Consider the following 20,638-nt stretch of genomic DNA (forward strand, 5'->3'; position numbering starts at 1 on the left):
GACCAATCCTTGATTAGCGACTGGCTTGGCCGGGCGCTCGCTGGCTCGGCACCCGCTAAGTTGAATCAAGTCAGCGCAAAGCTGTTGAAATCGACGCTGTTGGCCAGGCGGCTATCGATCAAACCGATGAAGCCTTGCACTTCGGGGCAGTTGAAATGCATCTGCATGGCGGCTTCCGATTGCCAGCGCGCACTGACCGTCCAGCGGTTGCTGTCCTCGGGACAACGGTCGACCATGTACGAGTCGCAACCAGGCAGCTCGCGCAGGGTTTCGACGATTTTCTGCAACTGTCTGCCAAGCTCTTCCGAGCGTCCAGCGCTGGCCTGGACTTTTACCGTGTTAATCACTTGGTGGGACATTACTCACACTCCTGAATCAGGCCGGACGAATCCTGCTCACTGAGGGATAACGCCCATGCAGCATAGGCCTGCCTCCCTAAGACGCCAATAACCAATCGCCGGATAAAGCGCCAGACCAATGCATCAGGTGACATGCTGGAGAATGTCGCGCAGTCGGTCCAATGCGATGTCAATGTCCAGGGTTTCGATCGCGCCAAATCCGATCAATAAGCCGTTTTGCGGGGCTCGCTGATAGAAAAAAGGCGCGATCGGGTACAGCCCGACCTCGACTTTTCTCGCCAACTCCACCAGCAAAGCAATGTCTATCGGCACTTTGCCCATGATCACCATGTGGAAACCGGCCGTGATCGGCACGGCCTCGAACCAGGGTGAGAGATCACTGTCGATTCGCGCCAGAATACGTTCGCGGCGCCCGGCGTAAATGGCATGGCAGCGGCGGATATGTTTGAGCAGGCAGCCTTCGCTGATGAACTTGGCCAGTGTCCATTGGGAAAGGGTGGAGGTATGCCGGTCGGTGAGGTGCTTGGCGCGAATCACGGCGTCGAGAATCGCCGGCGGCAGGATTGCGTAGCCGAGGCGCAGTTCGGGTAGCAAGGTTTTCGAGAAGGTCCCGACGTACGCGACGATTCCGCGCTCATCCATGCTTTGCAGCGAATCGGTCGGGCGTCCCTCATAGCGAAATTCGCTGTCGTAGTCATCCTCGATGATGATTGCGCCCAACTCGTGCGCCCGCTCCAGCAGCGCCACCCGACGCGCCTGACTCATCGGCATGCCGAGGGGGAACTGGTGTGACGGGGTCACATAGATCAATTGGGTGCCGTCCGGAATCAGCTCAACCTGAATGCCTTCTGCATCCACCGGAACGCCAACGACCGTCGCCCCATGCGAACTGAACAACAGCCGGGCCGGCGGATAACCGGGGTCTTCAATGGCGACAAGGCTGCCGGGCCGCGTCATCACCCGGGAAATCAGGTCCAGTGCCTGTTGCGCACCGTTGCACACCACTACGTCTTCGTCCTTGCAATTGACTCCGCGCGAAAACGCGATATGTCGAGCGATCGCATTACGCAGCGCTGGAAGGCCCTCGGACGCGCTATAGAGTCCTTTTGCCGCGCCGACCTGGCGCAGGGCGTGGGCGGTGCAGCGTCGCCATTCATCCTGAGGAAACTGCCCCCGGCTGGTGGCGCCGCCGATGAAGTCGTAGCGCAGGCACGCTTCCAGCGAGGGGTGGCGCAAAAATTCCGGCATGTTGCGCCATGACTCGATCACCTCAAAGCTGGCCAGCTCACTATGGCTTTGCTTGCCCCTGACTGTGGCCGGCCGCGCGTTCACGTAAGTGCCTTTGCCAATCACGCCAGTCAGAAAGTTTTCGTAAGTGAGTTGCGCGTAGGTATCGGAAATGGTTTTGCGCGAAATGCCCAACTGCTCGGCGAGCAATCGACTGGGCGGCAACTGTGTGCCGGCTGCCAGACGACCGGATTCGATAGCGCTGCGCAGCTGGTTGTAGAGCTGGCCTGCCAGGTCCTTGCGGCCGTTGATGACAACATGAAGTTCCATACCGACTAGGGCTCCCGGCCCGGAAAGTGCACTTGAAATCGCGCGTGGCTGCGTTCAACAGGACGTCGCGAAGATTACCCGCATGTGCCTGTCGGCAGAAGTTGCGTGGACGAAAAACCCGCGATTGGCGTGCCGCGACGGATGGTCCACCGGTATTTCGCTGAATTGGATCTATAACGCCCGCCCGTCAGGGCCTAAGGTGGATTGCACCAGTGAAATACCGAGGCCGATATGCATCCACGTCTGGATTACTACAGCGCATCGCCCAAAGCGATGAAAGCCATGATCGCCATGGAGGCCTTGACCAGCAACCTCAGCATTGAACCCGCCTTGCTTCATCTGATCAAGATCCGCGCCTCGCAAGTCAACGGCTGCGCCTTTTGCACCGACATGCATTCGCTCGACGCGCGGCGCCTGGGCGAGACTGAGCGCCGTATGTACGCGATCGCAGTCTGGCGCGACAGCGATTTCTTCAACTTGCGCGAACGAGCTGCGCTGGCCTGGACCGAAGCGGTAACCTTGCTTGCCCAAACCCGGGTTCCGGACACTGTCTACGCCGAGGCTCGCGAGCAGTTCACTGAAGGCGAAATGGTCGACCTGACCATCGCGGTCAACACTATCAACAGCTGGAATCGTCTGGCGGTGAGCTTCCGCCAAACGCCGAGCGCCTAGTTTCATTCCTTCATTCGTTGTTAGAGTCACTGCGCTCTATAACGAACCGGCGGTGACCCAACGGGTCGAGCTCTCGGTGTATACCGACAATGAAGCGGCCATAGGTCTTCACCGCAAGTACGGTTTCGAGACCGAAGGCCTGCTCCGCGATTACGCGGTGCGCGATGGCAGGCTGGTAGACACGTTGAGCATGGCCCGTCTTCGCCGTACGCGCGGGGCTTGATCAACCAGCCGACCAGTGCCAATGCCGGGCGGTCCTCCAACGGCTGACCGCTCAGGCGTTTTAGTCGTACGCCGTGCTCGCGCATCTGCCATGCTCGACGTCCGTAGAACCGCTTGAATCAAAGGATTACCGCAATGGACGACGTTCAGCAACTGGGCGAAATGCTTCGTCTTTACGCAGACAGCGAAGCGCACAAGAAACAACAGTTCGAATCGCAATCTGCCGTGTGGGCGACGCGCATTGGCGCGCTGTTCGATGAGATCCAGCAATGGCTGGAGCCCGTCAAGGCGCCGAATCTGCTGGTGGTCAGCCGCGAACACTATGTTGCATCGGGGCCGAGCGTTCCGGTGGAGACGTCTTCATTCAAGACGGAAAAACTCATCATTGTGATCGCCGGCAAACCCGTTGAATTCGTGCCTGATGTAATGGGCTCCGGGGGCCAGATTTCGCTGGCGGTGATGGGCCTGACCGCCGCGCGTTATGGCAGCATTTCACTGGTGTGCCAGCCTCCGTCAAACAGCTGGCAGTGGCGCAAGACTAACGGCTTGAAAGATCCCGATACGTTTGCCTTCGATGCGAATTTCCTCGCCCAGCAACTGCAGAGCCTGATTCCCCGCGAGCGTGGATGATCAGACCTGGTCCGCCAGGTGGCTGGCGCTGTGCGCCGTCTTTAGATGAATTTCTGGATTTTCATAACAGGATTTCCTGCATTGGCTATACCTGTAACACCCGTCTTCAGACGATTGTCGACCAAGGAGTTACAGCATGAAGCTAGCAGTAATGATGAGCGCCCTGTGCGTGGCCTCAATTGCAATGGTGGGTTGCTCCAGCAAAGTGGTCGATCCAGAGGATTATTCTGGCTTTCTCAAGGACTATAGTCAGTTGAGCGAGGCCAAATCTCCTTCCGGTGCTACGGTCATGCGCTGGATCGACCCGAAGGTCGGGTTCGACAAGTTCACCAGCGTCTACATCGAACCTACCCAGCTGTATCCCAAGCCGCAGCCGACTGCAAAAATCCCTCAGGCGACTTTGAACGGTATCACCCGTTACTACGATCAAGCGCTCAAGCGCGAAATCAGCAAATCGCTACCACTTGCGGCCGGCCCTGGCCCGGGGGTGATTGTAGTGCGCGCAGCCATCACGGCGGTCAGTAGCAAAACCGAAGGCCTCAAGCCGTATGAAGTGATTCCGATTGCCTTGGTAGCGGCAGCGGTGAGCACTGCCAGCGGTATTCGTGATCAGGAAACTGATCTGGCTACGGAGGCCGTGTTTCTCGATGGCGGCAACAACAAGGTCGTTGCCCAGGTGGTGCGCAGAGGCATCGGCCAGCCGCTGGAAAATGAGGCTCAGGTCATGAAAGCCGATGACGTGAAAGCCGTGATTGATGGCTGGGCGTCGGACATGCACCAGTCGTATCTGAAGCTGAAGTCCAAATGATGCGCTGAGCCTAAGGCCTTTATCGAAAGATCGCCCGGATGAAGGCCTCGTTCTCCGGGCTATGTCGCGGTTATTCCTGACGGCCTCCCGAAGTCAGCAAGGGCATTGTCCATTGGCCATCGGCAACCTCGGGTTTGGGCAGGTACAGCCGTAACATGCCAAAAAACGGCCCGTCCGGTGCCGGCAGCCAGTTGTTCTGCAGCGCCTTGGCCGGCGCATCGCGTTGCACATAAAGAGTCAGGCCGCCATCGGCATCCAGGGACAACTGCGGCAACATTCGCGAGTTGATCAGGTAACGGTTCAGCGGGTTGGCCACCAACAGCTTGTTTTTGCCGTTGTACATCGTCAGCGACCAGAACGCCTCGGCCGGTGGCAGGCCGTCCTTATCAAACCGCAGCGTGTAATTTCTTGTGGAAGCGTCTAACGGTTGGCCCTCCTTGTCGGCGAAATAGCCGATGTCGGCGGCTTCCTCGGGGGAGTTTCCGAAAATACCCAGGGTGGCGCCCGCGTAGCGGTACAGGTAATTGCCTTTGAGGTCGTCGCGAGAGCCGAACAAATCACCACTGGTAACCTCGTGAGTATCAATCCTGGCTCTCTTGCACGTGGCGAACTCCGCCTTGGCGTCGGCGATACCGTCTTCCAGCGCCTGACGCTGTTCGGGGGCCAGATCGGTGACAGTGAAGGGCTTGCCGGCCTCGATGCCGATCATTTTGAAACGCGCCAGCAAAGGTTTCTCAGCATCCTGAGGCGCAGCGAATGCAAGCATGAAGTTCAGGTAGCGGAACAGGTCGGGGGTGTCACTCATGGTGGGCGCGGGTTTGGGCCAATCGATGTCAGGGGCCGGCGGGGGGGCTTGCTGACTGAGGTACTGACTTAGCGTTTCGACCGTGTAACCCGCCTGTATCTCCTTCACCCTGTTCAGGTCTTTGGCGTCGAACAACTGCGTGCGATACAGCGCGTAGGCAATATCGGTTTCGCTGCGCAGCAGGCGATCAGTGCCACCGGGCTGCTGGCCTTGCCAGTTCGGCCCGGCTATCAAGAACCGACCTCCGTTGTTGCCGGTGCTGCGGGTGCCCAGATAGGCAAAATTCTGCGTATAGGCGTCGATCAGTTGCACCGAGTAATAACGATGTTCATCGATGGCCGGCAGGTTCAGCACGACCGGTTCGGAACGCAGGTCCATCCACACGAATGAGTAGGGCGTATCTGCGTTCGGTGTGACGAAAGCGGTGTCACGTGCGGTAAACGCTTTGGCGGTGTTGCCGATCTGATTTAGCGGTGCCTTGAAGTTCTGGCTCTTGTCATCAATGGCCTGGGTGTACAGGACTTTGTACATCTCCACGACCGGAAAACCGTAGAGGTAGGCTTCCTTGGCGATTGCTCGCGCTTCCTGAGGAGTCGCGCTGAAACTGATCCTTGCATTGCTGGCGGGGTTCTGAGCACCCACCCCGCAACTGACAAACAGAGTCAGCAAGCTGTAGCCCGCCGCGCGGAGTGCACCGTGCATATCGAAAGTTCCTGGTTACCAGATTGATGTCGATCCAAGCAAACGTATCGAGCGTTCCACTGACGTTAGCAGTAAACGGGGGCGACACCAGCGCACGATTGATTCGAGTTATTCGCCGCTGATGCGGCAGCCTGTTCGCGTAGACGAACGAAAAAGACGTAGAAAAGGTGAGCGCCGGCCAGCCGCACTTTGTGTTAGCAAGCAGGGAGAATTTTTCCATTTTGTGTCGGGGATAGGTCCCCGGCAAATTTCATGGTTAACTTCTGCCTCGTCGAATTTCCATATCAACGTTCAGAAGGACTCCGTTCATGGCTCAAGTCACTCTCAAAGGCACTCCGGTTCAAGTCAACGGTCAACTGCCGCAAGCCGGTTCCAAGGCACCAGCCTTTTCTCTGGTGGCCGGCAATCTGTCCGACGTGACCCTGGCGAGCTTCGCCGGCAAGCGCAAAGTTTTGAACATTTTCCCAAGCGTCGACACCCCGACCTGCGCGACTTCGGTGCGCAAGTTCAACGCCCAGGCCAATGAACTGGCCAACACGGTCGTGCTGTGCATCTCTGCTGACCTGCCATTCGCTCAGGCCCGTTTCTGCGGTGCCGAAGGTCTGGAAAACGTGCAGAACCTGTCGACCCTGCGCGGCGCCGAGTTCATTGAAAGCTATGGCGTGGCAATTGCCGACGGTCCGTTGAAAGGCCTGACTGCCCGTGCCGTCGTGGTACTGGACGAAAATGACAACGTGCTGCACAGCGAACTGGTCAAGGAAATTGCTGAAGAGCCAAACTACGAAGCGGCTCTGTCCGTCCTGAAATAAGTAAACCATTACAATTGATAACGGCTTGGCCCTCCGCCAAGCCGTTTTCATTTGTGCTTCAATGCTTTAGTAGAATCTCCTGTTACGTAAGCAGAAGGTAAATTGCCGGTAAAGGCGCTTTGCTTAAGTCGCTCCAGTGCTTATCGTTCAGCCTCCTGTAAAAGAACCTCTCGCGCCCAATGGTTGATCATTCAATGCAATCTTCCCCCCGCAATTCCCGTCGCTGGCTTTTCGGCCTGCTTGTCGTGCTCGTGGTCGCTGTGCTCTGCTGGAAATTCTGGCCCGGCAGCGCTACGCCAAAAGAAGCGGCGGGGCAGAAAGCGGCAGCCGGGCAGACCGGTCGGGCGGGAGGCATGCGTCCAGGCTTCGGCGGCGCAGCGGGGGCAATACCGGTTCGGGTGGCGCCTGCGGTGAAGGGCGACTTCCCGCTCTATTACAAGGCGCTCGGCACGGTAACGGCACTCAACACTATCAACGTGCGTAGCCGGGTCGGCGGCGAATTGATCAAGGTCTCGTTCGAAGAGGGGCAGATGGTCAAGGCGGGCGATCTGCTGGCTGAAATCGATCCGCGCCCGTACCAGAACGCCTTGCTCCAGGCCGAAGGCACCTTGCTGCAGAATCAGGCGCAGCTGAAAAACGCTCAGGTTGATGTCGAGCGCTACCGTGGCCTGTTTCGCGAGGACAGTATTGCCAAGCAGACGCTGGACACCGCCGAAGCGCTGGTGGGCCAGTATCAGGGCACCGTAAAAACCAACCAGGCGGCGGTCAACGACGCCAGGCTCAATCTGGAATTCACGAAAATACGCTCACCGATTGCCGGCCGCGTTGGCCTGCGTCAACTCGACGTCGGCAATCTGGTGGCCGCCAATGACACGACCGCGCTGGCGATCATCACCCAGACGCAACCGATCAGCGTCGCCTTCACCTTGCCGGAAAACAGCCTCGACGTGGTGCTGAGCCGTTATCGCACAGGCGCCAGGCTGCCCGCTGAAGCCTGGGACCGTGGCGACACTAAAATCCAGGCCACCGGCGTATTGCAAAGCCTCGACAACCAGATCGACGTCACCACCGGCACCCTCAAATTCAAGGCCCGTTACGACAACCGCGATCAGGCTCTGTTTCCCAATCAGTTCGTCAACGTCCATTTGTTGGCAGACACACTCAAAGACGTGATTCTGGCACCTTCGGCTGCGATTCAGTTTGGCACCAACGGCACCTTTGTCTACGCGCTGGACGGTGACAAAAAGGTCACGATCCGCTCCTTGAAAATCGGCGCCAGCGATGGCGAAAACACCGTCGTCACCGAGGGGCTGGCCGTCGGTGACCGCGTGGTCCTTGAAGGCACCGACCGCCTGAAGGAAGGCAGTGAAGTGGAAGTGGTCAGTGACAGCAAGGATGTGCCGACCACCCCGACTCAACACTTGCAGGGCAAATCGGCCACTGCGCCGGATGCTGGCGCTGCTGACAAGGCGAACAAGGGAGGCGCATGAACATCTCGCGGCTGTTCATCCTGCGTCCGGTAGCGACGACTCTCAGCATGCTGGCTATTATTCTGGCCGGTGTGATTGCCTATCGACTGCTGCCAGTATCGGCCTTGCCCCAGGTCGATTACCCGACCATCCGCGTGATGACGATGTACCCAGGCGCCAGCCCGGACGTGATGACCAGTGCGGTTACCGCGCCGCTAGAGCGTCAATTCGGACAGATGCCCGGCCTGACCCAGATGGCCTCGACCAGTTCCGGCGGCGCCTCGGTGCTGACGTTGCGTTTCAGTCTCGACATCAACATGGACGTTGCCGAGCAGCAGGTGCAAGCGGCGATCAATGCGGCGACCAATCTACTGCCTGATGACCTGCCTGCGCCTCCGGTGTACAACAAGGTCAACCCGGCGGACACCCCGGTGCTGACGCTTGCCATCACCTCGAAAACAATGTTGCTGCCCAAGCTCAATGACCTCGTCGACACGCGCATGGCGCAGAAAATTGCCCAGATCAGCGGTGTCGGTATGGTCAGCATCGCCGGCGGCCAGCGTCAGGCGGTGCGGATCAAGGTCAACCCGGAAGCACTCGCCGCCAATGGCTTGAACCTGTCCGATGTGCGCACGCTGATCGGCGCTTCCAACGTCAACCAGCCAAAAGGCAATTTCGACGGCCCGACCCGCGTATCGATGCTCGACGCGAACGATCAACTGACGTCGCCCAAGGACTACGCCAATCTGATCCTGGCCTATGCCAATGGCGCGCCGTTGCGGCTCAAGGATGTCGCGCAGATCGTCGATGGGGCGGAGAACGAACGTCTGGCGGCATGGTCCAACGAAAACCAGGCCGTGCTGCTGAACATTCAGCGCCAACCCGGAGCCAACGTCATCGAAGTGGTTGATCGCATCAAAGCGCTGTTGCCGAGCATCACTGACAATCTGCCCGCTGGCCTTGAGGTCACTGTACTGACCGACCGCACTCAGACTATCCGTGCCTCCGTTACCGACGTGCAGCATGAATTGCTGATTGCCATTGCGCTGGTGGTCATGGTCACCTTTCTCTTCCTGCGGCGCTTCAGTGCCACGATCATTCCTTCAGTGGCCGTGCCGCTGTCGTTGATTGGCACTTTTGGCGTGATGTATCTCGCTGGCTTCTCGGTCAACAACCTGACTTTGATGGCGTTGACCATCGCCACTGGTTTTGTGGTCGACGATGCCATCGTGATGCTCGAGAACATCTCCCGCTACATCGAAGAGGGCGAAACCCCGATGAATGCGGCGCTCAAAGGCGCTAAACAGATCGGGTTTACCCTGGTTTCCCTGACCTTGTCGCTGATCGCCGTATTGATTCCCCTGCTGTTCATGGCTGACGTGGTGGGGCGGCTGTTCCGCGAGTTTGCCATCACTCTGGCGGTGGCCATTCTCATCTCGCTGGTGGTGTCCCTGACACTGACGCCGATGATGTGCGCGCGGCTGCTCAAACGTGAGCCGAAGGAAGCAGAGCAGGGCCGTTTTTATCGTGCCAGTGGCGCAACAATTGATTGGATGATAGCGGCTTACGGGCGCAAGTTAACGTGGGTTCTCAAACATCAGCCGCTGACGCTGCTGGTCGCTGTCGGTACGCTGGCCCTGACCGTGTTGCTGTACATGATGGTGCCCAAGGGGTTTTTCCCGGTGCAGGACACCGGCGTGATCCAGGGTATTTCCGAGGCGCCGCAATCGATTTCGTTTGCGGCGATGAGCGAGCGTCAGCAGGGATTGGCCAAGGTAATCCTGGCGGACCCGGCGGTGCAGAGCCTGTCGTCTTACATAGGCGTCGACGGTGACAACTCGACGCTCAACAGCGGACGCCTGCTGATCAACCTCAAGCCTCACAGCGCTCGCGACTTGAGCGCGACGCAAGTGATCGCTCGCCTGCAACCGGAACTGGACAAACTGCCCGGCATTCGTCTGTTCATGCAGCCGGTGCAGGACCTGACCATCGAGGACCGCGTCAGCCGCACCCAATATCAGTTCAGCATGTCGTCGCCGGATTCGGAGTTGCTTAGTCTGTGGAGCGGCCGACTGGTGGAGGCATTGGCCCAGCGGCCAGAATTGACCGATGTTGCCAGCGACCTGCAGGACAAGGGCTTGCAGATCTTCCTGGTGATCGACCGCGATGCAGCGTCGCGTGTCGGCGTGTCGGTGTCGAACATTACCGATGCACTTTACGACGCTTTCGGACAGCGGCAGATTTCCACTATCTATACCCAGGCCAGTCAGTACCGGGTTGTCCTGCAATCGCAATCGGGCGAGAAAATCGGCCCGGATGCGCTGAACCAGATTCACGTCAAGACCACCGATGGCGGGCAGGTACGCCTGTCCAGCCTGGCGCGTATTGAAGAGCGACAGGCGCAACTGGCAATCACCCACATTGGCCAGTTTCCGGCGGTGATGATGTCATTCAACCTGGCGCCCGGCGTGGCGCTGGGGCATGCGGTGGAGATTATCGAGCAGGTTCAGCAGGACATCGGCATGCCGATTGGCGTGCAGACCCGGTTTCAAGGCGCGGCCGAGGCCTTTCAGGCTTCGCTGTCGAGCACCTTGCTGCTGATTCTCGCTGCGGTAGTGACCATGTACATCGTGCTTGGCGTGTTGTACGAGAGCTACATTCACCCGATCACGATCCTGTCGACCTTGCCCTCGGCGGCGGTTGGCGCTTTGCTGGCACTGCTGTTGAGCGGCAATGACCTGGGCATGATTGCGATCATCGGCATCATATTGCTGATCGGCATCGTCAAGAAAAACGCGATCATGATGATCGACTTTGCCCTGGACGCCGAGCGTAATCAGGGGCTGGACCCGGAAACAGCGATCTATCAAGCGGCACTCCTGCGATTTCGGCCGATTCTGATGACCACGCTCGCGGCGTTGTTCGGGGCTGTTCCTTTGATGCTGGCCACCGGCTCCGGCGCGGAGCTGCGTCAGCCGTTGGGTCTGGTGATGGTGGGCGGCTTGCTGCTCAGCCAGGTGCTCACATTGTTCACCACGCCGGTGATCTATCTGTACTTCGACCGTCTCGGTCGCCGCTGGGGTCGTAAGTCCGAGCCGACGGCCGTGGTTGAACAGCCATGAATCTGTCCGGACCGTTCATCAAACGCCCGGTCGCCACCATGTTGCTGAGCCTGGCGATCATGTTGCTGGGCGGCGTGAGCTTTGGCTTGTTGCCGGTATCGCCACTGCCGCAGATGGACTTTCCGGTGATTGTGGTACAGGCCAGTTTACCCGGGGCCAGTCCGGAGGTCATGGCGTCGTCCGTGGCAACACCGCTTGAGCGTTCCTTCGGCGCCATTGCCGGCGTGAATACCATGAGCAGCCGCTCAAGCCAGGGTTCGACGCGGGTGATTTTGCAGTTCGACCTTGACCGCGACATCAATGGCGCGGCGCGGGAGGTGCAGGCAGCGATCAATGCTTCACGCAATCTCCTCCCCAGCGGGATGCGCAGCATGCCGACCTACAAGAAAGTCAATCCGTCCCAGGCGCCGATCATGGTGCTGTCACTGACTTCCGATGTGCTTGAAAAGGGCCAGCTCTACGATTTGGCCTCGACCATTCTGTCGCAGAGCCTGTCCCAGGTGCAGGGGGTCGGCGAGGTGCAGATCGGCGGCAGTTCGTTGCCGGCGGTGCGCATCGAGCTTGAACCGCAGGCACTCAACCAGTATGGGGTCGCGCTGGACGATGTGCGCACTACCATCGCGAATGCCAACGTACGCCGACCCAAAGGGTCGGTGGAAGACGATCAGCGGATGTGGCAGGTGCAGGCCAACGATCAACTGGAAAAAGCCAAGGACTACGAGTCGCTGATCATTCACTACGCCGACGGTGCCGCGTTGCGCCTGAAGGACGTGGCCAGGGTCAGCGACAGTGTCGAGGACCGATACAACAGCGGCTTCTTCAATAACGATGCGGCGGTATTGTTGGTGATCAACCGACAGGCCGGTGCCAACATCATCGAGACGGTCAACGAAATCAAGGCGCAGTTGCCAGCCTTGCAAGCGGTATTGCCGGCCAGTGTGAAGCTGAACCTGGCGATGGACCGTTCACCGGTCATCAAGGCTACGCTGCACGAAGCCGAGATGACCCTGCTGATTGCCGTGGCCCTGGTGATTCTGGTGGTGTACCTGTTTCTCGGCAATTTTCGCGCCTCACTGATTCCGACACTGGCTGTGCCGGTGTCGCTGGTCGGCACCTTCGCGGTGATGTACCTCTACGGATTTTCGCTGAACAACCTGTCGCTGATGGCGCTGATTCTCGCCACCGGGCTGGTGGTCGACGATGCCATCGTGGTGCTGGAAAACATTTCCCGGCACATCGACCAAGGCGTGCCGCCAATGAAGGCTGCCTACCTGGGTGCCGAGGAAGTCGGCTTTACCCTGCTGTCGATGAACGTGTCGCTGGTGGCGGTGTTCCTGTCCATTCTGTTCATGGGCGGCATCGTCGAAAGTCTGTTCCGCGAGTTCTCGATTACCCTGGCGGCCTCCATCATCGTTTCGCTGGTGGTCTCCCTGACCCTGACGCCGATGCTCTGCGCGCGCTGGTTGAAGCCGCACACACCGGGTCAGGAAAATCGCCTGCAACGCTGGAGCCAGCGCACCAATGACTGGATGGTCGGCAAATACGCCACCAGCCTCGACTGGGTACTGCGTCATCGGCGCCTGACGTTGCTTAGTCTGCTCGTGACAATTGGCGTGAACATCGCCCTGTATGTGGTTGTTCCCAAAACGTTTATGCCACAACAGGACACCGGCCAGCTGATCGGTTTCGTGCGCGGAGACGACGGTCTTTCATTTACCGTAATGCAGCCAAAGATGGAGACCTTCCGTCGAGCTGTGCTGAAGAACCCTGCGGTGGAAAGCGTCGCAGGGTTCATTGGCGGCAACAACGGCACCAATAACGCCTTCATGCTTGTACGGTTGAAGCCGATCAAGGAGCGCGGCGTCAATGCGCAACAGGTCATTGAGCAGCTGCGTAAGGAAATGCCCAAAGTCGCCGGGGCGCAGCTGATGCTGATGGCCGATCAGGATCTGCAATTCGGCGGCGGGCGCGAGCAGACCACCTCGCAATATTCCTACATCCTGCAAAGCGGCGATCTGGGGCTGCTGCGTGAATGGTATCCGAAGGTATTAACCGCGCTGAAGGCGCTGCCGGAATTGACTGCAATTGACGCTCGTGAAGGGCGCGGCGCGCAGCAGGTGACGCTGATTGTCGACCGTGATCAGGCCAAACGCCTGGGCGTTGACATGAATATGGTGACGTCAGTGTTGAACAACGGTTATAGCCAGCGGCAGATCTCGACGATTTACGACAGCCTCAACCAGTATCAGGTGGTCATGGAGGTCAATCCGAAGTACGCGCAGGACCCGATCACCCTCAATCAGGTCAAGGTCATCACTGCCGACGGCGCGCGGATACCGCTGTCGACCATTGCCCATTACGAAAACAGCCTGGCAGACGATCGGGTCAGCCACGAAGGTCAGTTTGCCTCCGAAGACATCTCGTTCGACATGGCCGAAGGCGTGACGGTAGAGCAGGGCACCGCTGCCATTGAGCGGGCCATCGCCCGTGTTGGCTTGCCCGAAGGTGTCATTGCGAAAATGTCCGGCACCGCCGACGCGTTTGCCGCGACGCAAAAGAGCCAGCCGTGGATGATCCTTGGGGCGCTGGTAGCGGTCTATCTGGTGCTGGGCGTGCTGTATGAGAGTTATATCCATCCCCTGACCATCCTCTCGACCCTTCCGTCGGCGGGGGTTGGCGCGTTGTTGTCGATTTACGTTCTGGGCGGCGAGTTCAGCCTGATCTCTTTGCTTGGGCTGTTCCTGCTGATTGGTGTGGTGAAAAAGAACGCTATCTTGATGATCGACCTTGCCTTGCAACTGGAGCGGCACCAGGGCCTCGCGCCCCTGGAATCCATCCGCAGCGCCTGCCTGCAACGCCTGCGACCGATTCTGATGACCACGCTGGCGGCGATCCTCGGCGCCTTGCCGCTGCTTCTCGGCCGTGCCGAGGGTGCGGAAATGCGCCAGCCGCTAGGCCTGACCATTATCGGCGGGCTGATTTTCAGTCAGGTGCTGACCCTTTACACCACTCCGGTGGTTTACCTCTATCTCGATAAACTGCGCCATGGCTTCAACCACTGGCGTGGGGTGCGTACCGATGCTGCTCTGGAAACTCCGTTATGACTGAACGTTCGCCCACCCGTCTGCCCGTATCGCCGATTATCGTGCGAGGTTCGCGCTTACTGAGTTTTACGCTGTGCGTGGCGCTGCTTAGTGCCTGCGCTATCGGCCCGGATTATCAGCGTCCGCAGGCCGCCGCCCCGATGCAATACAAGGAAGCTGCGGGTTGGCGTCAGGCCAATCCGAGTGATTCGCTGGCACGTGGAGCCTGGTGGGAGTTATACGGCGACCGCCAGCTCAATGAGTTGATAGAGCGTCTCAACCGCTCCAACCAGACTGTTGCGCAGTCGGAAGCCCAATATCGTCAGGCTCAAGCCTTGGTGCGCAGCGCGCGTGGGGCTTTTTTCCCAACAGTGGATCTGACGGTCGGGAAAAACCGTTCGAGCCAGGGCACCGGCAGCAGCAGCTCCAGCCTTACCAGCTCATCGAGCGGTATTCGCGACACTTACACTGCTCAGGCCGGGGTGAGTTGGGAGGCCGATGTCTGGGGCAAATTACGCCGCGGGCTGGAAGCCGACACTGCCAATGCCGAGGCCAGCTTTGCCGATCTGGCAGCAATGCGCCTGAGCCAGCAATCGGAGCTGGTGCAGAATTACCTACAGTTGCGCGTAATTGATGAGCAGCGTCGCTTGCTGCAAGCTACCGTCGAAGCTTATCAGCGTTCCCTGAAAATGACCGAAAACCAGTATCGCGCAGGCGTTTCCGGCAAGGATTCGGTGGCCCAGGCGACTACGCAACTGAAAAGCACTGAAGCCGAAATGGTCGATCTGATCTGGCAACGGGCGCAGTTCGAAAACGCTATCGCGGTGCTCATCGGTTTGCCTCCGGCCGAGTTCGGCCTCGCCGACACCTCGAACATCCCGGCGCTGCCCGATGTGCCGTTGGCACTGCCCTCACAATTGCTCGAACGGCGGCCGGACATTGCCTCGGCCGAGCGTTCGGTGATGGCGGCGAACGCCAATATTGGGGTGGCCAAGGCAGCGTACTACCCGGACTTCACGCTGAGCCTGAATGGCGGTTACAGCAGCAGCACGACCAATAACTGGCTCAGTGTGCCCAATCGTTTCTGGTCGGTTGGCCCCCAGTTGGCGATGACCTTGTTCGATGGCGGTCAGCGCTCGGCGGAAGTTGATCGCAGCGAAGCGGCTTACGACGAAACGGTTGCTGCGTACCGGCAGACGGTGCTCGATGGTTTCCGAGAAGTGGAAAACTACCTGGTGCAGCTCAAAGTGCTGGAAGACGAGTCGGCGGTGCGTCAGCAGGCACTGGATGCGGCGCGTGAATCGCTGAAACTGATACAGAATCAATACAAGGCTGGCTTGATCGCTTATCTGGACGTGGTGGTGGTACAAGCCACTGCGCTGAACAATGAGCGCAACATGCTGGATTTGATGCAAAGCCGGCTGATCGCCAGCGTGCAACTGATCGCGGCCCTGGGCGGTGGATGGGATGGCGCTCTGCAGGCGCCTGAAAAACGCTGATCGTTGTAGCAGCTGCCGAGCCCGCGAGGCTGCGTCAGAGCGCTCAGCGGTTGTAAAAAACTGACTGGATTACGACCGCTACGCCCTCGGACGCAGCCTCGCGGGCTCGACAGCTGCTACGGATTTGGGGCGTTTCGCGGTTAGTGAAAGTTTGAAACAAGCGTTTCATCGGCTTGCTGGCATTTTGGTTATTTTGTCAGTGCGTTAGTTGGGGGATTCTATACAATCGCGCGATTTGACCTGCCGAGAATGGAAGCAGTCCGGCCGGTAGTCTCGAGAAACAGATTCCCCATGCTTATCGGTTCCTATTCCACCTCGCTGGTTGTTGTCTCGCTTTGCGTGGCGATTCTTGCCTCCTATACCGCTCTGGATCTGACCGGGCGCATCGCCACTGCCAAAGGTCGGGCGGTGCATTTCTGGACGGCGGGCGGCGCTATCCCCATGGGAATCGGTGTGTGGTCGATGCATTTTATCGGCATGCTCGCCTTCGATTTGCCGATCGACCTGGGTTACGACGTAACCCTCACGGCGTTATCGCTGATCACGGCGGTCCTGTCTTGCGGTTTCGCCCTGTGGCTGGTCAGTCAACCGCAACTACCGGCGTGGCAACTGGGCTTGGGCGCGCTCGTCATGGGCGCCGGCATCAGCGCGATGCACTACACCGGCATGGCCGCCATGCTCATGCAGCCGGGCATCGATTATGATCCGACCTTGTTCAGCGCCTCGTTGCTGATCGCCGTCGGCGCATCCGGTGCGGCGTTGTGGATCGCCTTCCGGCTGCGCCAGCATTCGCCGTACGTGAGCCTGATTCAGGGCGGGGCGGCTGTGATCATGGGCATCGCTATCGTAGGCATGCACTACACGGCAATGGCTGCCGCGCGTTTTCCGGATGGCAGCTTCTGCGGTGGGGCAGTGAATGGTCTCAGCGGCAAAGGCCTCGACAGCCTGGTGCTGGTGACCACGCTGGCGGTACTGAGCATCGCGTTGCTCACTTCGATCCTCGATGCTCGTCTGGAAGCGCGAACCGCCAGCCTGGCGTCTTCGTTGACACAAGCCAATCGCGAACTCAAGCAACTGGCCTTGCACGACAACCTCACCGGCCTGCCAAATCGCGTATTGCTGGCAGATCGAATCAATCAGGCCATGGCGCGGGTTCAAGAGCAGGGCGGTTACTTTGCTTTGATGTTCATTGACCTTGATGGATTCAAACCGGTCAACGACGCGTTCGGCCATCACATGGGCGATCAGTTGTTGCGTGAAGTCGGCTTGCGTCTGCGCGAGGATTTGCGTAGCCCGGACACACTGGCACGAATCGGCGGCGACGAATTCGTTCTGCTGGTGCAGTTGGCAGAGGCCAACGACGCGCTGGCCCTGGCCGCACGGCAGGTGGGCTTGATCGCACGGTCGTTCCGGGTGGCAGAACATGATCTGCAGATTTCCGCGAGTGTCGGCATCACCCTGTACCCGGGTAACGGTGAGACCGCCGATGAGCTGCTGATGAATGCGGACGCGGCGATGTATCACGCCAAGGGCGCCGGTAAAAACGGCTACAGTTTTTTCGATGCGTCGATGAACAGCGACGCCCGCAAGCAATTGCAACTGTTGCAGGATTTGCGCACGGCATTGCATCAGCGCCAGTTCAGCCTGTATTACCAACCCAAATTCGACGCGAGCAATGGCCGTCCGGTTGGTGCCGAAGCGTTTTGCGCTGGGTGCACCCGACTCATGGCATGTTACTGCCGGACAAGTTCATCGATCTTGCGGAGAAAACCGGACTGATCATTCCGATTGGCGAATGGGTGCTCAACGAGGCGTGTCGGCAAATGCGGGAGTGGTACCTCCTTGGCTATACGCAGTGGCGCATCGCAGTCAATCTCTCGGCGTTGCAGTTCTGTCATGCCGGACTTGTGCAAAGTGTCGCCAAAGCCTTGGCCACACATCATTTGCCGGCCAACAGTCTGACCCTGGAAATCACCGAAACCACCGCCATGAGTGACGCCGACGCGAGCATGACCGTGCTGCAGGAGCTGTCAAACATGGGGGTTGATCTGTCCATCGACGACTTCGGCACGGGTTATTCAAGCCTGATGTACCTTAAACGCCTGCCGGCCAACGAACTGAAAATCGACCGCGGCTTCGTCCGCGATCTGGAGCATGACAGCGATGATGCGGCCATCGTGTCGGCCATTGTCGCGCTGGGTCAGGCCCTGGGGTTGCGCATCGTCGCTGAAGGGGTGGAAACCGGCGTTCAGCAGGATTTCCTGACGCAACTGGGGTGCGATTCGCTGCAAGGATATTTGCTCGGCCACCCGCTCCCGGCCGATCGCTTCATGGTCGACATCATCCGCGGCGAGCAGTTGGCTGCCGGCTGAAACATTCCGTAGCAGCTGTCGAGCCTGCGAGGCTGCGTCGGGCGGCGCAGCCGTCGTCAAACCGGCCAACACCCTTTACCTGAAAAAACTCAGCCAATAATCTCGCGACAGCTGCGCCCGCGGACGCAGCCTCGCAGGCTCGACAGCTGCTACAGGTCATGCAAAAACCCCCGATGGCGGTTATCCTTTGCCCCGACTGCATAAGCGTGTAACGGGGGAACAGGCTGCATGGACAAAGTGATCGTCATCACCGGCGGCAGCCGCGGCATCGGCGCGGCCACCGCGCTGTTGGCCGCGGGGTTGGGCTATCGAATCTGTATCAATTACCAGTCTGATGAAGAGGCGGCGCAAAACGTTCTGGAAAAGGTCCGCGCACTCGGCGCGCAAGCCATTGCCATTCGCGCCGACGTCAGCATCGAAGACGAAGTGATCGCCCTGTTCAATCGTGTGGACGCAGAGCTCGGGCGCGTCACCGCGCTGGTGAACAACGCCGGCACCGTGGGGCACAAGTCCCGGGTCGATGAAATGTCCGAGTTCCGCATTCTGAAAATCCTCAAGACCAACGTCCTGGCGCCGATCCTCTGCGCCAAGCACGCCATCCTGCGCATGTCGCCCAAGCATGGCGGGCAGGGCGGCAGCATCGTCAACGTGTCCTCGGTCGCGGCGCGTCTGGGCTCGCCCAATGAATACGTGGATTACGCGGCATCAAAAGGGGCGCTGGACAGTTTCACCATCGGCTTGTCGAAGGAAGTCGCCGGCGAAGGCATCCGAGTCAATGCAGTGCGGCCAGGTTACATCTACACCGACTTTCACGCCTTGAGCGGCGATCCGGAGCGGGTCAGCAAACTCGAATCCGCCATCCCGATGGCGCGTGGCGGTCGGCCGGATGAAGTAGCCGAGGCGATTGTGTGGTTGCTGTCGGACCGGGCTTCCTACGCCACCGGGACTTTTTTGGATCTGGGCGGTGGGCGTTAAGCACCAGCGCCTCCTCGCTTTCGGTGTCGGATTGACGAGCAGGCTCGGGGTGAGCCTGCTCGCGCAGGCAATCGATCAGTCGTTCTCCCTTTCCGGAAACGACCGGATGATTCGACCCAACGTCTCCATCGCCTGCTCGCATGCCTCATCCCAAGGACTTCCATAGTTCAACCGAATGCAGTTCCTGAATCGTTGCGTCGGTGAAAAAATCGGCCCCGGCGCGATACTGATGCCCTGCGCCAGCGCCATCTGGAACAACTTCAGCGAATCCATCTGCGCTGGTAGTTCCAGCCACAGAAAATAACCGCCCGCTGGCCGACTGACCCGTGTTTGCGCCGGGAAATAGCGAACAATCGCCGCGAGCATCGCGCTCTGCTGTTCCTCCAGTGCATAACGCAGCTTGCGCAGATGCCGGTCATAGCCACCGTGCTGCAAGTAATCGGCAATTGCCGCCTGTGCCGGCATCGAAGCGCACAGGGAAGTCATCAACTTCAATCGTTCGATCTTCTGCGCGTAACGTCCAGCGGCCACCCAGCCAATTCGATAACCTGGCGCCAGGCTCTTGGCGAACGACCCGCAATGCATCACCAGACCTTCGGTATCAAAAGCCTTGGCGGGTTTCGGGGCGTGTTGCCCATAGTAAAGTTCGGCGTAAACATCGTCTTCAATCAGCGGTACTTCATGCTTGCGCAGCAGTTCAACCAGCTGCTGTTTCCTCGACTCGGGCATGGTTGCGCCAATCGGGTTGTGGAAACTGGTCATGCACCAGCAGGCCTTGATCGGGTGGCGTTCCAGCGTTTGAGCGAGCACGTCAAGGTCGATGCCATCGCGCGGATGCACCGGGATTTCCACGGCTTTGAGTTTCAAGCGTTCGAGGATTTGCAGGCAGGCATAAAATGCAGGCGCTTCGATGGCCACCAGATCGCCAGGCTCGGTGACGGCTTGCAGGCACAGGTTCAATGCCTCGAGCGCGCCGTTAGTTATCAGCAGTTCTTCCATCGGCAACATCAAACCGCCGACCCTATAGCGCAGCGCGATTTGCCGGCGTAGTTGCGGATTGCCTGGCGAAAGATCGGTGACGACCATGCGCGGGTCCATGTCGCGGGTAGCGCTCGACAGTGAGCGCGACAGTCGCTGCAGCGGAAACAGGGCAGGGCTGGGAAAAGCCGAGCCGAAAGGGACTGTGTTCGGATCTTTGATGGAGTCGAGGACCGAGAACACCAGTTCGCTGACGTCCACTTCGGTAGATTCGCTGACCTCATGGCGGGTCACCGGCTCGCGGAACGATGCCGGTGCATGGGCATTGACGAAATAGCCGGATCGCGGCCGGGCGCGAATCAGGCCGCGACGTTCGAGCAGATAATAGGCCTGGAACACTGTTGAGGGGCTCACGCCGTAAGTCTGGCTGGCATAGCGCACCGAGGGCACCCGCTCGCCGGGACCCAGGACGCCAGAGCGGATCAGTTCAGCGATGTCGTCGGCGAATTTTTCGTAGCGCTTCATCGAGTGCCTGGATTGGTTGCATTCACAAAGATCGAAATGATTGCTGCGCGG

Annotated in this window: 13 protein-coding genes and 2 pseudogenes; 11 read left to right on the forward strand and 4 right to left on the reverse strand. The window is 59.1% G+C overall.

Annotation, left to right across the window (positions count from 1 at the left end):
* Positions 1-65: 65 nt before the first annotated feature.
* Positions 66-359: an antibiotic biosynthesis monooxygenase family protein gene (locus F8N12_RS10370; protein WP_150580339.1), complete on the reverse strand. Its 294-nt coding sequence runs from the start codon at positions 357-359 to the stop codon at positions 66-68.
* Positions 360-482: 123 nt separating this feature from the next.
* Positions 483-1,916, reverse strand: coding sequence for a PLP-dependent aminotransferase family protein (locus tag F8N12_RS10375; protein WP_150580340.1), 1,434 nt, complete (start codon positions 1,914-1,916; stop codon positions 483-485).
* Between the two features lie 231 nt (positions 1,917-2,147).
* On the opposite strand from F8N12_RS10375, the gene F8N12_RS10380 reads away from it, so the two are divergent.
* From F8N12_RS10380 to F8N12_RS10395, 4 genes and pseudogenes are all read left to right on the forward strand, one after another.
* Complete coding sequence (locus tag F8N12_RS10380; RefSeq protein ID WP_150580341.1) at positions 2,148-2,588, forward strand: carboxymuconolactone decarboxylase family protein; 441 nt, start codon at positions 2,148-2,150, stop codon at positions 2,586-2,588.
* Between the two features lie 58 nt (positions 2,589-2,646).
* A pseudogene (locus F8N12_RS10385) lies at positions 2,647-2,811 on the forward strand (GNAT family N-acetyltransferase); the annotation flags it as partial.
* A gap of 134 nt (positions 2,812-2,945) precedes the next feature.
* Complete coding sequence (locus F8N12_RS10390; protein ID WP_150580342.1) at positions 2,946-3,440, forward strand: hypothetical protein; 495 nt, start codon at positions 2,946-2,948, stop codon at positions 3,438-3,440.
* Between the two features lie 136 nt (positions 3,441-3,576).
* Positions 3,577-4,248 carry a DUF3313 domain-containing protein gene (locus F8N12_RS10395; RefSeq protein WP_150580343.1) on the forward strand — a complete coding sequence of 224 codons (672 nt, stop codon included), beginning with the start codon at positions 3,577-3,579 and terminating at the stop codon, positions 4,246-4,248.
* A 70-nt stretch (positions 4,249-4,318) separates the two neighbouring features.
* On the opposite strand, the gene F8N12_RS10400 is transcribed toward F8N12_RS10395, so the two are convergent.
* Positions 4,319-5,755, reverse strand: coding sequence for a DUF1254 domain-containing protein (locus F8N12_RS10400; RefSeq protein ID WP_150580344.1), 1,437 nt, complete (start codon positions 5,753-5,755; stop codon positions 4,319-4,321).
* 308 nt (positions 5,756-6,063) lie between these two features.
* Between F8N12_RS10400 and tpx the strand changes: the two genes are divergently transcribed.
* The 7 genes and pseudogenes from tpx to F8N12_RS10435 all read left to right on the forward strand — a co-directional run bounded on the left by tpx (position 6,064) and on the right by F8N12_RS10435 (position 19,084).
* Positions 6,064-6,564 (forward strand): thiol peroxidase, encoded by a 501-nt coding sequence (gene tpx, locus F8N12_RS10405; protein ID WP_150580345.1) that lies wholly within the window; start codon positions 6,064-6,066, stop codon positions 6,562-6,564.
* A 179-nt stretch (positions 6,565-6,743) separates the two neighbouring features.
* Positions 6,744-8,054, forward strand: coding sequence for an MdtA/MuxA family multidrug efflux RND transporter periplasmic adaptor subunit (locus F8N12_RS10410; protein WP_150580346.1), 1,311 nt, complete (start codon positions 6,744-6,746; stop codon positions 8,052-8,054).
* Positions 8,051-11,155, forward strand: a complete 3,105-nt coding sequence (locus tag F8N12_RS10415) for an MdtB/MuxB family multidrug efflux RND transporter permease subunit (RefSeq protein WP_150580347.1) — start codon at positions 8,051-8,053, stop codon at positions 11,153-11,155. The genes F8N12_RS10410 and F8N12_RS10415 overlap by 4 nt, the downstream gene beginning before the upstream one ends.
* Positions 11,152-14,259 carry an efflux RND transporter permease subunit gene (locus F8N12_RS10420; protein ID WP_150580348.1) on the forward strand — a complete coding sequence of 1,036 codons (3,108 nt, stop codon included), beginning with the start codon at positions 11,152-11,154 and terminating at the stop codon, positions 14,257-14,259. Before F8N12_RS10415 ends, F8N12_RS10420 begins: the two co-directional genes overlap by 4 nt.
* Positions 14,256-15,737 carry an efflux transporter outer membrane subunit gene (locus F8N12_RS10425; RefSeq protein ID WP_150580349.1) on the forward strand — a complete coding sequence of 494 codons (1,482 nt, stop codon included), beginning with the start codon at positions 14,256-14,258 and terminating at the stop codon, positions 15,735-15,737. Before F8N12_RS10420 ends, F8N12_RS10425 begins: the two co-directional genes overlap by 4 nt.
* A 291-nt stretch (positions 15,738-16,028) precedes the next feature.
* A pseudogene (locus tag F8N12_RS10430) lies at positions 16,029-18,109 on the forward strand (putative bifunctional diguanylate cyclase/phosphodiesterase).
* Positions 18,110-18,337: 228 nt separating this feature from the next.
* Complete coding sequence (locus F8N12_RS10435; RefSeq protein ID WP_150580350.1) at positions 18,338-19,084, forward strand: SDR family oxidoreductase; 747 nt, start codon at positions 18,338-18,340, stop codon at positions 19,082-19,084.
* 75 nt (positions 19,085-19,159) lie between these two features.
* On the opposite strand, the gene mapR is transcribed toward F8N12_RS10435, so the two are convergent.
* A complete protein-coding gene (gene mapR / locus F8N12_RS10440) occupies positions 19,160-20,587 on the reverse strand; it encodes a GntR family transcriptional regulator MpaR (protein ID WP_150580351.1) in 1,428 nt (475 codons plus the stop codon).
* Between the last annotated feature and the right edge of the window lie 51 nt (positions 20,588-20,638).

The sequence above is a fragment of the Pseudomonas fluorescens genome, assembly GCF_902497625.1.
GTDB classification, from domain to species: Bacteria; Pseudomonadota; Gammaproteobacteria; order Pseudomonadales; family Pseudomonadaceae; genus Aquipseudomonas; species Aquipseudomonas fluorescens_BQ.